Origin of the sequence: Cohnella rhizosphaerae (assembly GCF_029525575.1) — a bacterium.
In the GTDB taxonomy this organism is placed as follows: Bacteria; Bacillota; Bacilli; order Paenibacillales; family Paenibacillaceae; genus Cohnella; species Cohnella rhizosphaerae.
The window spans coordinates 899,390-912,413 of the sequence record NZ_JAPDIA010000007.1 but is presented as its reverse complement, the minus strand read 5'-3'; the positions used below and the strand labels follow the sequence as shown (position 1 = coordinate 912,413).

General features: G+C 65.0%; 13 protein-coding genes. 4 read left to right on the top strand and 9 right to left on the bottom strand.

From position 1 onward, the window contains the following. Positions 1-23 precede the first annotated feature (23 nt). The 6 genes from OMP40_RS21980 to OMP40_RS21955 all read right to left on the bottom strand — a co-directional run bounded on the left by OMP40_RS21980 (position 24) and on the right by OMP40_RS21955 (position 6,394). Positions 24-590, bottom strand: a complete 567-nt coding sequence (locus tag OMP40_RS21980) for a low molecular weight protein arginine phosphatase (RefSeq protein ID WP_338131223.1) — start codon at positions 588-590, stop codon at positions 24-26. Between the two features lie 14 nt (positions 591-604). Beyond that, on the bottom strand, positions 605-1,222 hold the full coding sequence (locus OMP40_RS21975) for a manganese efflux pump MntP (RefSeq protein WP_277534543.1): 618 nt from the start codon (positions 1,220-1,222) through the stop codon (positions 605-607). Positions 1,223-1,457: 235 nt separating this feature from the next. Continuing rightward, on the bottom strand, positions 1,458-2,720 hold the full coding sequence (locus tag OMP40_RS21970) for an L-threonylcarbamoyladenylate synthase (protein WP_277534541.1): 1,263 nt from the start codon (positions 2,718-2,720) through the stop codon (positions 1,458-1,460). Between the two features lie 48 nt (positions 2,721-2,768). Next, positions 2,769-3,452 (bottom strand): stage II sporulation protein R, encoded by a 684-nt coding sequence (locus tag OMP40_RS21965; protein WP_277534954.1) that lies wholly within the window; start codon positions 3,450-3,452, stop codon positions 2,769-2,771. A 190-nt stretch (positions 3,453-3,642) separates the two neighbouring features. Next, positions 3,643-4,584, bottom strand: a complete 942-nt coding sequence (gene prmC / locus OMP40_RS21960; RefSeq protein ID WP_277534539.1) for a peptide chain release factor N(5)-glutamine methyltransferase — start codon at positions 4,582-4,584, stop codon at positions 3,643-3,645. A gap of 421 nt (positions 4,585-5,005) precedes the next feature. Further along, a complete protein-coding gene (locus tag OMP40_RS21955) occupies positions 5,006-6,394 on the bottom strand; it encodes an MFS transporter (protein WP_277534538.1) in 1,389 nt (462 codons plus the stop codon). A 155-nt stretch (positions 6,395-6,549) separates the two neighbouring features. Between OMP40_RS21955 and OMP40_RS21950 the strand changes: the two genes are divergently transcribed. Beyond that, entirely contained in the window at positions 6,550-7,419 is an 870-nt protein-coding gene (locus OMP40_RS21950) for a helix-turn-helix transcriptional regulator (protein WP_277534536.1), read from the top strand. A 73-nt stretch (positions 7,420-7,492) separates the two neighbouring features. Here the strand turns inward: OMP40_RS21950 and OMP40_RS21945 are convergent, their stop codons facing one another. From OMP40_RS21945 to OMP40_RS21935, 3 genes are all read right to left on the bottom strand, one after another. After that, positions 7,493-7,954, bottom strand: a complete 462-nt coding sequence (locus OMP40_RS21945) for a hypothetical protein (RefSeq protein WP_277534534.1) — start codon at positions 7,952-7,954, stop codon at positions 7,493-7,495. 214 nt (positions 7,955-8,168) lie between these two features. After that, on the bottom strand, positions 8,169-9,251 hold the full coding sequence (gene prfA, locus OMP40_RS21940; protein WP_277534532.1) for a peptide chain release factor 1: 1,083 nt from the start codon (positions 9,249-9,251) through the stop codon (positions 8,169-8,171). A 77-nt stretch (positions 9,252-9,328) separates the two neighbouring features. Then, positions 9,329-10,213, bottom strand: coding sequence for a DMT family transporter (locus tag OMP40_RS21935; RefSeq protein ID WP_277534530.1), 885 nt, complete (start codon positions 10,211-10,213; stop codon positions 9,329-9,331). A gap of 127 nt (positions 10,214-10,340) precedes the next feature. Between OMP40_RS21935 and OMP40_RS21930 the strand changes: the two genes are divergently transcribed. From OMP40_RS21930 to OMP40_RS21920, 3 genes are all read left to right on the top strand, one after another. After that, on the top strand, positions 10,341-11,318 hold the full coding sequence (locus tag OMP40_RS21930) for a LysR family transcriptional regulator (protein ID WP_277534953.1): 978 nt from the start codon (positions 10,341-10,343) through the stop codon (positions 11,316-11,318). Further along, positions 11,315-12,298 carry a helix-turn-helix transcriptional regulator gene (locus OMP40_RS21925; protein ID WP_277534529.1) on the top strand — a complete coding sequence of 328 codons (984 nt, stop codon included), beginning with the start codon at positions 11,315-11,317 and terminating at the stop codon, positions 12,296-12,298. Before OMP40_RS21930 ends, OMP40_RS21925 begins: the two co-directional genes overlap by 4 nt. A gap of 78 nt (positions 12,299-12,376) precedes the next feature. Beyond that, positions 12,377-12,880: a DinB family protein gene (locus tag OMP40_RS21920; protein ID WP_277534527.1), complete on the top strand. Its 504-nt coding sequence runs from the start codon at positions 12,377-12,379 to the stop codon at positions 12,878-12,880. Positions 12,881-13,024 lie beyond the last annotated feature (144 nt).

The window sequence follows — 13,024 nt, the reverse complement described above, 5'->3', positions numbered from 1 at the left end:
TAAAAAAAGTTCAAGCCCCTCGCCTAATCAGCGGCCTGCCGCCCGCCGAAGGCCCGCTCGATCGCCTCGCGAATCTCCCGCGCGCAGGCCTCGTACAGCGCCAGCGGCCCGCCGTACGGATCCGCGATGTCCAGATCCGGCGCGCGCCGCGACAGCTCGGACAGGCGTTGCCTGTCCCGCTCGGGGAACGGCTTGCCGAGCGCCAGCGCCATCTGGAATTCCGCGTGAAGACGATCCATCTCCTGCAAATCCGGCAGCAGCGCTTCGCTCTGGCGCGCATATTCCTTGAGCGTGTAGGTCTTGGACGCCGCGTGCGGATATCGCTCCGCGATCGCGCGCTTATGGGAGACGGTCATCGTCAAGATGAGATCCGCCCACTCTACGTCCCCACGGTCCAGTCTCGTCGAAGCGCCGGGCAGCGCGATACGGCCGCGCTTCAGCGTCTCCGCCGCATGCGCGGAGATCGGCATGCCCGATTGGGCGGCCACCCCCGCGGATCGCACTTCCATCTCGGTACCCGTCCGTGCCGCCCAATCGCGCAGCAGGGCTTCGGCCATCGGACTCCGACAGGTATTCCCGGTGCATACCATCAATATACGCCGCATCATCCTAGCCTCCTCTTTCGGACGGTTCGTCGCCTCGTCGCTTTTAATAGTGAACTAGTTATATCAAAAAAGAGCAGGCCGAATGCAAACAAAATGACCCCGCCGAACGCTTCTCCATAGCCGCCGAGCGACCGGCTCACGCGCGTTCCCAGCAGCAAGCCCAGCACGCTCATGACCCCGCCCACGAATCCGAACATAAGTACCGTGAACATCATATGCGCGGAAAACATGCCCAGCGAAACGCCGACCGAAAAAGCGTCGATGCTCACGCTGAGCGCAAAAACGAGCATGCCCCAAAATGTCCGGTGGCTGAAAGACGAGACCGATTCCCCGCGAATCGCGCTGTACACCATATGTCCGCCGAGGAGCAGCAAAAGCGCGCCCGCCGCCGACGTGGCGACGCCGCCCAGCAATCCGCTCACGTAATGCCCGGTCAGCATGCCGCCGAGCGGCATCAATACGTGGAACAACGCGATCAAGGCGCTCAGCTTGAGCACGTCCAGCTTGCGGACGCCCTTCAGCCCGATCCCGATGCCGAGCGAGAAGGCATCCATCCCGAGCGCGACCGCCATAATGCCGATCGTAATCAAATGCCCTGCCGCCGCAGACCATTCCATGCTTTAGCCCCCCTTGTCCAGCTAACCCGATATAGGGAGCATATGCGGACAAGGCGGCGAACATGACCCGACGAAGGCAGGGAACCCGTTTGTGCCAGAAGAAGAGCGGGCGCATGTCGGAGGCTGCGAGCTTGGAACGGGTGGATGCGGGAGAGCGGCGCTGCGAGCGGGAGCGTTCAGGCTCGCGTCTGGCGGCGAGCCAAAATTGCGTTGCGTCGCCCTTTGACGGCGCCGGTCAGACCGGCAGCGCGCGGCCGCCTGCCGCCTTGCGCATGCGGTTCATGAGCGCGGCCCCGATGCCTTCCTCCGGGAAGGCTTCGGCCGCGATGAACCGCAGGCCGCGCGCGTCGCACTCGCGCAGCGCCGCGTACAGCGCCTGCGCGGCCGCCGCCGGCGCCGCGCGCGGTCCCAGCGCGATGACGGCGTCCGCGCTGTAAGCCTTGGCGTGCTCGTCGCAGCACAGCACGCCGGCAGGCTCGCCCCGCCGCCGCGCGTCGTCGACGGCGGCCTGCACCGCGGCGCGCACCGCCTCGGGCGCGCCGCTCGCAATCGCCATGACGCCCTGCGGGGCGTAATGGGCGTACTTCACGCCGGGCGAGCGCGGCGCGCCTAGGGCATCCGCTGCCGCCGCATCGCCTACCGTGGCACCGATCGCGCCAGCGGCCCCGGAGGCGCCAGCCGTGCCTGCGGCATCGACCGCGCCCGCAGCCCGGGCGGCGCCGGTCCCTGCGGCCGAAGCACCTTCCCCGGCGCCCGCCCATTCGGCGAGCACGTCCGCTCCGCCGCCGGCAACCGCATCGCCCGCGCCCGACACCGCGATGCGGTCCGTCTCGCCAGCGTCCGACGCCGCGATGCGAACCGCGCCGCCCGCCGCCTCGCGCAGCTGCTCGGCCGTCACGCCGCCCGGCCGCAAAATGTGCACGTCGTCCCCGAGCACGCGGACGACGGTCGACTCCACGCCGACGCCGGTCGGACCGCCGTCGAGCACGCCGTCGATGCGCCCGTCGAGGTCGTCGCGCACATGGCGCGCGAGCGTCGGGCTCGGCCGGCCCGAGCGGTTCGCGCTGGGCGCCGCGACCGGGCAGCCCGCGGCCGCGATCAGCCGCCGCGCGGTCTCGTGCGCCGGCACGCGCACGGCGACCGTATCGAGGCCCGCGGTGACGCGTGCCGCCACGGCCCCAGAGCGCACGGGCAGCACAAGCGTGAGCGGCCCCGGCCAGAAGGCCGCCATAAGCGTCCGCTCCAGCGGCGACACCTCGGCGGCCAGCGCGTCCACGTCCGCCGCTTCCGCCAGATGCACGATCAGCGGATTGTCCGAAGGCCGTCCCTTGGCCGCGAAGATCCGCTCCGCGGCGGCTTCGCTGCGCGCATCCGCCCCGAGCCCGTACACCGTCTCGGTCGGAAACGCCACGACGCCGCCTGCGGCAAGCGCCGCGGCGGCTTCGTTCAGGCCGGCGTCTCCGTCGGCCGGCGTCCAGTATTTCGTCTTCGTATGCATGTCCGTCCCTCGCGTTTCTTCAAGTTAGGACGATTATATCACAGCGTTTCAGGAGAACAACGATCCGATGAAGCTGAACAGCTTCTTGAGCAGGACGAGCAGGAAGAACTCGGCCTTCGGTTTCTCTGCAGGCACGGCCGCGGCGATGACGCCGTCCTCCTGCGCAGCGTTTGCGGAAGCTTGCTTGATCTTGGCCGCATTGCTTGGGACGCCCTTTTGCGCAGCCGCCTTTTGTTCCGTTTCCTTTATCGCAGCCGCCGTCCGCTTGGGGGATTGCTTCTCGTCCGCAGCAGCCGGCTCGTCCGCCTTGACCGACGCGGCCAGGCACAGCGGCGGGAACAGCACGCACCACCAGTTGGCGCCTCCGCCCTTGCCGAGCGTGATCCGAAGCGCCTCGTATTGCCCCGCCGGATACGTCTTGCCCTCGAACGTTTTCGCCGGAAAATCCACGACCGCGAGCTCCGTTTTTTCGCCGTAACCCGCCTTGGCGCCCTTCAGCGACTTGTTCGCCGCCGCTTCGACGTCCGCCAGACGCAAACGGATCAGCGCGCGCGCTTCCTCGATCGTGCCCGGCATCTCGCCCCAGGATTCGATCAACGCGGAGACCTCGTCCCGCACCCCTCGCTTTATTGCTTGATCGCGGTCGCTGTCCGAATTGGCGATGATCCGGATGCGGATCGCCTGATTCGGTATCGTATCGTCGCCTTCGGCGTCCGCCGAGGCGCGGTTCACTGCCAATGTGGAAAAACCCGACAGACCGATAAGAAGAAGAAAAAGAAAAGGACCATAATGACGAAGACCACGCATCGTTCTCGCTCCTTGTGCGCACCCGTCGGTGCGGCCGATGCGTTCCGGAACGGCTTAGTCCTCATTATGTCCCTCTCTCGAATCTGTAAACCTAGCAGTCTATATTTTGTTTTTTTTAGAAACGAAGCGCGAGCACGTGACGGTCGATGCCGCCGTAATCGCGAACGATGCGGATCTCGTCCCAGTCGGCGACCTCGCGCAAAAGCGCGGCCGCCTGCTCCGCCTGATGGATGCCGACCTCCCAGGCGACCATCGCCGGCAGTTCCGCCAGCCCGCTCAGTTGCAGCGCCATCCGGCGATACGGCGCGAGCCCGTCCGGTCCGCCGTCCAGCGCAAGGCGAGGCTCATGGTCCCGTACTTCCGCCTGCAAGCCGGGCAAGTCCGAGGACGGGATATACGGCGGATTCGATACGAGGATATCGATCCGCTCGCCGGCATGCGCGCCCCCTTCCATAAATGGCGCCAGCAAATCGCCTTGCGCGAAGCGGACGCGCGCGCCAAGCGCCGCCGCGTTGCCCGCAGCCACTTCGAGCGCTTCGGGCGACAAATCGCTGGCGGTCACCTGCCAGCCGGGCCGCTCGAGCTTCAGCGTGACCGCCAGCGCGCCGCTGCCCGTGCCGACGTCCAGGACGCGCAGCTCCGCGTCGCTCGGACGTTCGCGCGCTCCATCGTTTTCCGCCGCCTCGGTCCGTTCCTCGCTTTGCCTGGCCCTGCGCGCCGCAACGATCCTTGCCGCCCCTTCCAGCACGGCCTCGGCCAGCAGCTCCGTCTCGGGCCTCGGGATCAGCACCGCCGGGGTCACGGCGAACCTGCGCCCGTAAAAATATTGCTCGCCGGTCACGTACTGCGCCGGCTCTCCCGCCGCCCTCCGCGCCAGCATCGTCTCCCAGGCCTGCCGCTTCTCCTCGGGAAACGGCTCCCGCAGATCCCGCAGCAGCTCGCTCTTGCCGATGCCGAGAAGATGCAGGATCAGCAGCTCCGCCCCCCGACTCGGCCTCCGCTTCCTCGATGCCCGCCTCCGCCAATCGCCGAACTCCGGCCTTCCACACTTCGCCATAGGTTTGTCCTCGTTGCATGCCGCTCTCCCTTTACCGAATCTGCTCTGCGTTCCGGACTTCAATATAACGCCATCGTACCACAAGCAGCTTCACATATTCGAGGAGACACAGATTGTGAGGCGAGCGATAGCGGAGCTCGGGGCCGTTATTGGCTCCGGGGCCGGCACTTCGCGCTCGATAGCGGCACTCCGGACCGTTATTCGCTCCGGGGCCGGCACTTCACGCTTGATAGCGGCACTCCGGACCGTTATTCGCTCCGGGGCCGGCACTTCGCGCTCGATAGCGGCACCCCGGACCGTTATTCGCTCCAGGGCCGGCACTTCGCGCTTGATAGCGGCACTCCGGACCGTTATTCGCTCCGGGGCCGGCACTTCGCGCTCGATAGCGGCACTCACGACCGTTATTTGCTCGCTGGTATGCCTAACGCCGTTGCTCCCGCCCGATCCTGGACCACGTCAGGATCGCGCCCGCCGCCAGTACGAGCCCCAGCGCGACGAAACCCTGCCTGACCCCGGCTTCCGTCGAAGCGGCATGCCCGATGAAGGCGCCCGTCAGCACGACGCCGAGCGTAGCGCCGAGCTGGCGCGAGGCGTTTAGCGCGCCGGAGGCGGCCCCCGTCCACTCGGGCGGCGACGCGGCCATCACGGCGGCCATGAGCGACGGTATGGCGAGAGAGGTACCGAAGCCGACGAGCAGCAGGCCGACCAGATGGATGCTGTAACCGGACTCCCCCGTCGCCGCGGCCACGGTCAGCACGCCCGCCGCGCACAGCGCGAAGCCCGCGGTCATCGGCCATCTCGGACCGATGCGGACGACGATTCTACCCGTTAATATTGGGTTGAACGCCAGCGGGATGGTCAACGGGAGCAGGGCGAGGCCGGCGGCATGCGCCTCGTACCCCCGCGCCTGTTGGAAATAGAGCGGCAGCGCGAACAGCACGCCGGACAAGCCGTTATTGACGAGCAGTCCGGCCAGCATGCCGGCAGACACGGTCGGCACCGCGAGCAGACAAAGCGGAAGCAGCGGCGACCGGCCCCGCGACTCCGCAGCCGCAAACCCCGCCGATGCGAGCGCGAACAAACCGAAGGCGCCCAGTACGACGGGCGACGTCCATCCGCGCGTCTGCCCTTCGGTGAGCGCATAGGCGAGCGATGCGATCGCCGCAATACACGTCGCTTGCCCAACAGGATCAAGGCCGCGCCGACCGCGACCGGCATCGGCGCCTGCCAGACGCCCGACGACGATCAAACTGACGGCGGCAAGCGGCACGTTGATCAGAAAGATGCTCCTCCAGCCCAAGCCGTCCGCGAGCAAGCCGCCGGCGACCGGACCGATGGCCATCGCGGCCCCCGTCGTCGCCGCCCAGATGCCGAGTGCCTTCGCCCTAGCGGCCGGCTCCGGATACGACTTCGCCAGCAGCGTGAGCGAAGCGGGCAGCAGGGCTGCCCCGCCTACGCCCAGCACGGCGCGAAACCCGATCAGCGCGCCAAGCGTTGGCGAAGCGGCGCAAAGCGCCGACGCGGCCAGAAAGACGGCCAGTCCGGCCGAGTAAACGCGTTTGGCGCCGAGCCGGTCGGCCAGCGCGCCCATCGACATGAGCAAGCCCGCGAACACGATCGTGTACGCGTTGACCACCCACTGTAAGCCCGACAAGCCTCCGCCGAGGTCGGCCCGGATGGCGGGGAGCGCCACCCCGAGCGCCGTCGTATCCATCAACACCATAAAATAGCCGAGCGACAGGCCGAGCAGCAGCGCCGCCCTGCCTTGCTTGGTTTCGCGCCAAATGCCCGTTTGAGCGACAGTTTCCATTTTGGTTCCCTCCCGTTTTTCGGACGGCGTCGGTCGCCATCCGCATCCCGGTCAGTTTATAATGGTGCTGATGCATGCGTAAGCGGAGGCTTTATCCCGGGACCGGCACTCCCCGGATAAATGCGCGCCTCAGGGAAAAGGAAGTGAACCCACTCATGGAACCTGCAAACGACCAGCGGCAGCGGGAGCTCGCGCTGTTTCTGAAGACGCGGCGAGCCAGGCTTTCCCCCGAGCAGGTCGGATTGCCAAGCGGGGGCAGACGGCGCACGCCCGGTCTGCGGCGCGAGGAAGTGGCGCTGCTCGCCGGCGTGAGCGCGGATTGGTATACGTGGCTGGAGCAGGCGCGCGACATCCAGGCGTCCGCTCAGGTGCTCGACAGCATCGCCGCAGCCCTGCGGCTCGACGCGACCGAGCGAAGGCATTTGTACTTGCTGGCGCTGCGGCAGCTGCCGGCCGACCCGCAGCCGGCTGACGAGGCCGTGCCGAGAACGCTGTGGCGGTTTCTCGAGCTGCAAGCGCCATGCCCGGCTATCGCGACCGATCAGCGGATGGACGTCGTGGCCTGGAACCGGCCTGCCTGCCTGATTTATGGCGACTATGGGGCAATGTCTCAGCGCGATCGCAATACTGTATGGCGGACATTTACCTCGCCTTACATGCGCGAATTGCTTCGGGAAGGCTGGGAGCCGCATGCGCGCCACCGTCTGGCTCAGTTTCGCGCCGGTTACGCCAGATTCGCCGGAGATCCCTGGTGGTTGGCGATGATCGAGGACCTGAATCGCATTAGCGCCGAGTTCCGAGAATGGTGGCCGGCGCACGACGTGCTGAACGGACCCGAGGGCACGAAGCGCAACTATCATCCGTCGGCAGGGCTGCTCGTCTTCGAGCAAGCCGCCTTCACCGTGTCGAACGCGCCGCATCTGACGGCGATCGTCAACATGCCCTCGCCCGAAGACGACACGGCGTCCAAGCTGGCACGCCTGACGAACGATTCTCCCCCCTCAAAAGATGAGCTCGCCGAATAAAAATATTTCCAAATAAAAGACTCCTGCGCCGTTAATCGCAAGAGCCTTTTTGTTTTTCAGCCGCTGCGGCGAGCTACACCTCCGTCCAGGTCAGCGTGAGCTCCACGACGCCCTCTTCGGATGCCATCGGACCGCCGATCAGCGACCACGATTCTTTATTGCTTTTCCCCTTCCCTTGTATGATCAGGTTTTTGTCGTCGACCGTCCGGACGGCATTGTCGCCCAACTCGGCATCGAAATAATCCTTGTACAAGGCCGAAACTTCGTCCATGCTCTTCTTGGTTGCGAAAATGAGCAGCACCGAACGTTTGCCGTCCGTCGTTTCCTGGTGGGACGTACGAATATCGGCATCGGCGGGCAGCGGAAAGCGGTCGGGCAAAAACGATGGGCGCTGCGTAGCGTTCGAATCGACGGCAGCCCCGGCGGTCCCGCCGACGGACGGCGAATTCGCGGCCGGTTCCTTGTCGGCGCACGCGCCGAGCAGCGCGCTTCCCAGAAGCAGTACGGCCGCTCCGCGGGCGATACGATTGATCATGAGCTTCACTCCTTACGCTTCGATGAATATCGCCTGACCCTCTTCGCGCTATCCAAGGCATACAAGGGCAAGGCATTTCCAATTCCTACCCAATTTTACCTTCCAAGAAACGGCATTCATTGGCCGCTAACGGCGTTAACGGAGCGAATGCATGTCCAATGCCCAAAAAAAAGAAGACATCGCCCCGTCGAGGTCCGATGTCTTCAAATTCATTTTAATGGCTCGCAGCCATGCCTTCCTTCTCCAGCAGCTCCGCTTGCTCCGCGATCGACAGCGCCTGCACGATCTCGTTCATCTCGCCGTTCAGCACGGCGTCGAGCTTGTGCAGCGTGAGGCCGATGCGGTGATCGGTGACGCGGCTCTGCGGGAAGTTGTACGTCCGGATGCGCTCGCTGCGATCGCCCGTGCCGACCTTCTCGCGGCGCTCGCCCGCGTACTTGGCGGTCTCCTCCTGGATCTTGATGTCCATGATCCGGGTGCGGAGCACCTGAAGCGCCTTCGCCTTGTTGTCGTTCTGGGACTTGCCGTCCTGGCAGGTGGCGATGATCCCGGTCGGAATGTGCGTCACGCGAACGGCGGACTTGGTCGTATTGACCGACTGGCCGCCCGCGCCGCTCGAGCAGAACGTGTCCACGCGGATATCCTTGTCGAGAATCTCGATGTCCAGCTCTTCGGCCTCCGGCATGACGACGACCGTCGAGGTCGATGTATGGATGCGTCCGCCGGACTCGGTCTCGGGCACGCGCTGCACGCGATGGGCGCCGCTCTCGAACTTCATCTTGCTATAAGCGCCCTGGCCGTTGATCGTAAAAATGACTTCCTTGAAGCCGCCGAGGTCGCTGACGCTCGCTTCGAGCAGCTCCGTGCGCCAGCCCTGGCTGTCGGCGTACTTGGCGTACATCCGGTACAGCTCCGCGGCGAACAAGTTCGCCTCTTCGCCGCCGGCCGCGCCCCGGATCTCGACGATGACGTTCTTGTCGTCGTTGGGATCCTTCGGCAGCAGCAGAACGCGCACGAGTTCCTCCAGTTCCTCTTTGCGGGCGGCGAGCTCCTCGATCTCCATTTTGACCATGGCCTTCATCTCGTCGTCCAACTTGTCTTCGAGCATCGCCTTGGCGTCGCTCAACTGCTCCGATACTTGCTTATATTCGACGTAAGCCTGATACGGCTCTTGCAGGTCCGATTGTTCCTTCGCATACGCGCGCAGCCGGGCGGAATCGTTCATCACGTCCGGGTCGCACAACAACTCGCTCAGCTTCTCGTATCGGTCCGCCAGTGCCTGCAGACGATCCAGCACTTCAACCAGCCTCCGGTATTCGTAATCGTAGTCTCCCCATTATATCATACCGTTGCAAGTGCCGGCGCGCGACGGACTCAAGCCCGCTCGGCCGTCGTCGCGACGCTTCGCGGCGCCGCGCCCCGCCAGTTGACGAGGAAGATGCCCGCGCAGATCATCGCGCCGCCCGCCGCCACGTAAGCATGAAGCGGTTCGCCGAGCAGCAGCGCCCCGCCGACGACGCCGAAGAACGGCGCCAGAAACAAGAACGCGTTGGTTTTGGCCGGATCGCCCCGCTTCAGCAGCCAGGACCAGCCGGAAAACTGGAGGATCGAATTGACGAACACGAGCCAGACGAGCGAGAAATAAAAGCCGCCGCCGAAATCGATGCGCGGATGCTCGAACAGCGCGCTTAGCAGGCCAAGCACGATGCCGCCGAACAGCATCTGATAGCCGGTCAGCACCCAAGTATCGAACGTTTGCCCCCACCGTTTGATCAGCAACGAGGACGCAGCGAAGCAGCAGGCGCCCAGCAGCGAGATGAGCGTACCGGGATTCATCGACAGATGGGCGCCCATCGTGCAGAAGACGCCTGCGAAGCCAAGCGTTACGCCAGCCCACTGGAGCGCCCCGTACCTGACCTTCATGAACAGCGCGCCGAACAAGATGACAAGCAGCGGATTTACGAAAATAAGGATCGCCGATTCGCCGGACGTGATCCACCGCATGCTGTAATAGCTGCAGCCCATGACCCCGGCGGAGTTCAGCGCGCCGATCAGCGCGATGCGCAGCCAGGGCAAGAGGCGCTTCGGTCTGGGCCGGCGCGCGGTTAAAGCGGCCATGAGCAGGCCGGCGATCACGAAGCGAACGCTCATCAGCAGGAATGGCGGCGCATAGTCGAGGCCGATCCGGCCGACCGGGAATGCGAGCCCCATCGTTAACGTGGTCACGAGGATCAGCGAAGCATAGGCTTTGGGATTCATCCGGTATTCTCTCCTTCGCGAATTCGTTTCATAAAAATGATTGTAATCGCCGCTCGCGTTCAAATAAAATAGAAATAAATCATGTTCGACATCACCATGAGTGATAGCTAAGAAGGGGATGACGGGAATGGAGAGCGGTGATTTGCGCGTATTTCAGGCGGTGGCGCTGGAGGGAACGGTGACGGCCGCCGCGGCCAAGCTCGGTTATGTGCAATCGAACGTGACCGCGCGCATCCGCCAGCTGGAGACCGATCTAGGCAAGCCATTGTTCCATCGCCACAACCGGGGCATGACGCTGACGGCTGACGGGAAGCTGCTGCTGGATTACGCCGGACGAATCGTCGGGCTGCTGGACGAGGCGGCCAAAGCCGTATCGTCGCCCGAAGGGCCGCTCGGATCGCTCGCGATCGCCTCCACGCAAAGCTGTGCGGCGGTGCGTCTGCCGAAGCTGCTCGCCGGCTATCATCGCCAATATCCGGACGTCGACCTTTCGCTTTCGACGGGACATTCGGCTGCGGTGCTGGAAAAAGTGCTGCGGTATGAAGCCGACGGCGGATTTCTGGCGGGACCGTGGCCCGAGGATGTTCATGCCGTACCGGCGTTCGACGAGGAGATCGTCCTGGTGTCCGCGGCGGAGCATAGCGAGACGGACGCGCTGGCCGGCGCGCCGCTGCTCGTATTCACGGACGGCTGCTACTATCGGTCCGTGCTGGAGCGCTGGACGAAGGATCGCGCCTGGTCGCAGCCCCGAATCATGGAGTTCGGCACGCTGGAGGCGATCGTCGGCGGCGTGTCGGCCGGGCTCGGCATCTCGCTGCTCCCGCTTAGCGTCGTCGCCAAGGCCGCGGCGGAGGGCTTGCTGCGCGTACATTCGCTGCCGAAGCCGTACAACCGGATCCGGACTTACTTCGTCATCCGCAAGGACGCCTACGTGAGCGGGCCGTTGTCGTTGTTTCTGGAAGAGCTGGCGGGCACGCGGGAAGCCGCGGACGGTTTGGCGAGGGAGCTTGGAGGCGGTTCGGCGAAGGAACCCGGACAGACGCATGAAGTCGGGCAAGACAAGGCGCCGCGCCGAGGCAAACGCAAAGGAGAGATCACCGCATGAAGCTGGACCGGCTGTTGGCCATCACGATGCTGATGCTCGGCAGGCGCCGGATCGGCGCCAAGGAGCTTGCCGACCGGTTCGAAGTGTCGCTTCGGACCGTCTACCGCGACATGGAGACGCTCTGCCAAGCGGGTATTCCCATCGTTTCGTACGCGGGCGAAGGCGGCGGCTACGAGATTATGGAGCGTTACCGGCTGGAGCGCCAGTTCCTCACGCTCGAGGAGCTGCAGGCGATGGTCATCGCGTTGAAGGGCATTCGGCCGACGCTCGAGGAGCGGGAGATCGGCAGGCTGCTGGACAAGGTCGGCGCGATGCTGTCCGGATCGGAGCATGACCGCCTGGCCGACGCATCGGAGCAGATGGTCATCGACATCAACCCTTGGGGCGGCGGCGCCCGGGACAAAGCGAAGGTCGCCCTGCTCCGCGAGGCAATCAGAGACCGGCAGATCGTGCGTTTCGCTTATACGGATATGTCCGGCGAGCGCTCCGAGCGCCGCTGCGAGCCGGTGCGTTTGGTACTCAAGGGGCTCGTCTGGTACGTGTACGGATACTGCCTGATCCGGGAGGACTTCCGGTTGTTTCGGCTGTCGCGCGTCAGGGATTTGACGCGAACGGAGGAGACGTTCGAGCGCCGTGAAGAACCGGAAGCGCGGCCGCTCACATGGAGCGGCATATCGAACGGGGCGTGCGCCAGCGTGACAGAGATCGTCGTCCGGTTCGCGCCGGCCGCGCGGACGCGGGCGGAGGATTACTTCGGCTCGCTCGACGGCGCGCAGGTCATGGAGGATCTGCCCGACGGCTCCCTGCTCGTGCGCGCGACGCAGCCTGACGAGCCTTGGCTGCACCTGTGGCTGCTGGGATTCGGCACAAGCGCTTACGTCGTATCGCCGCCCGAATTGGCCGCCGCCGTTCGCGAACGCGCAGAAGAAGTACTGCGTCTTTATCCGGTCGCTGACACGCAGTTGTCAGGGGTTCGTTGATATGCTGGACTGGAAACGTACGGAGCGGCCGCCTGCCCGGACAGGCGGCCGCAGTTAAATCCAGGGAGGATGACGGTTATGTTCACGAGTATCGAAAGCTTCATTCAGGAGTGGGAAAACGAATCCGCCCGCACGCGCCGGCTGCTGGAGACGCTGACCGACGCATCGCTGTCCCAAAGCGTAGGCGAAGGCTTCCGGACGCTAGGACGGCTCGCCTGGCATTTGACCTGCAGCCCGCAAGAGATGCTGGTCCGCACGGGACTCTCGCTGCCGGCGCCCGGCGACGAGCATATCGTACCGGGGTCGGCGGCGGAGATCGCGGCCGCATACGCGCGGACCGCGCGCGAGGTCTCCGACGCCGTGCGCGCCCAGTGGACCGACGCCAACCTGACAGCGTCGAGCGACATGTACGGCGAGCAGTGGCCGAACGGCCTGACACTGCGCGCCGTCATCCAGCATGAGGTGCATCATCGGGGCCAGATGACCGTGCTGATGCGCCAGGCGGGATTGTCGGTGCCGGGCGTATACGGACCGGCGCGCGAGGAATGGGCCGCCATGGGCATGGAGCCGCCGGTCGTCTGAAGCTGCGAGCCGAGATAGCCGGCTCCGTTAGCCGGTTTTTCCGGTTATCTCGGCCGCACCTGCCTCGAAGGTTGCTCTGAAAGGCGCCGATACGCACATATGGGCACTATCTCCGCCCCCATCTCGCTCAAATAGGCACCGATA

Excerpts from the sequence above, each read along its gene's own strand:
- prmC (WP_277534539.1), bottom strand. The coding sequence starts at position 4,584 with ATGGCGAAGTGTGGAAGGCCGGAGTTCGGCGATTGGCGGAGGCGGGCA.
- OMP40_RS21935 (WP_277534530.1), bottom strand. The coding sequence starts at position 10,213 with ATGAATCCCAAAGCCTATGCTTCGCTGATCCTCGTGACCACGTTAACG.
- OMP40_RS21930 (WP_277534953.1), top strand. The coding sequence starts at position 10,341 with ATGGAGAGCGGTGATTTGCGCGTATTTCAGGCGGTGGCGCTGGAGGGA.
- OMP40_RS21975 (WP_277534543.1), bottom strand. The coding sequence starts at position 1,222 with ATGGAATGGTCTGCGGCGGCAGGGCATTTGATTACGATCGGCATTATG.
- OMP40_RS21945 (WP_277534534.1), bottom strand. The coding sequence starts at position 7,954 with ATGATCAATCGTATCGCCCGCGGAGCGGCCGTACTGCTTCTGGGAAGC.
- OMP40_RS21950 (WP_277534536.1), top strand. The coding sequence starts at position 6,550 with ATGGAACCTGCAAACGACCAGCGGCAGCGGGAGCTCGCGCTGTTTCTG.
- OMP40_RS21925 (WP_277534529.1), top strand. The coding sequence starts at position 11,315 with ATGAAGCTGGACCGGCTGTTGGCCATCACGATGCTGATGCTCGGCAGG.
- OMP40_RS21970 (WP_277534541.1), bottom strand. The coding sequence starts at position 2,720 with ATGCATACGAAGACGAAATACTGGACGCCGGCCGACGGAGACGCCGGC.
- OMP40_RS21980 (WP_338131223.1), bottom strand. The coding sequence starts at position 590 with ATGGTATGCACCGGGAATACCTGTCGGAGTCCGATGGCCGAAGCCCTG.
- OMP40_RS21920 (WP_277534527.1), top strand. The coding sequence starts at position 12,377 with ATGTTCACGAGTATCGAAAGCTTCATTCAGGAGTGGGAAAACGAATCC.
- OMP40_RS21955 (WP_277534538.1), bottom strand. The coding sequence starts at position 6,394 with ATGGAAACTGTCGCTCAAACGGGCATTTGGCGCGAAACCAAGCAAGGC.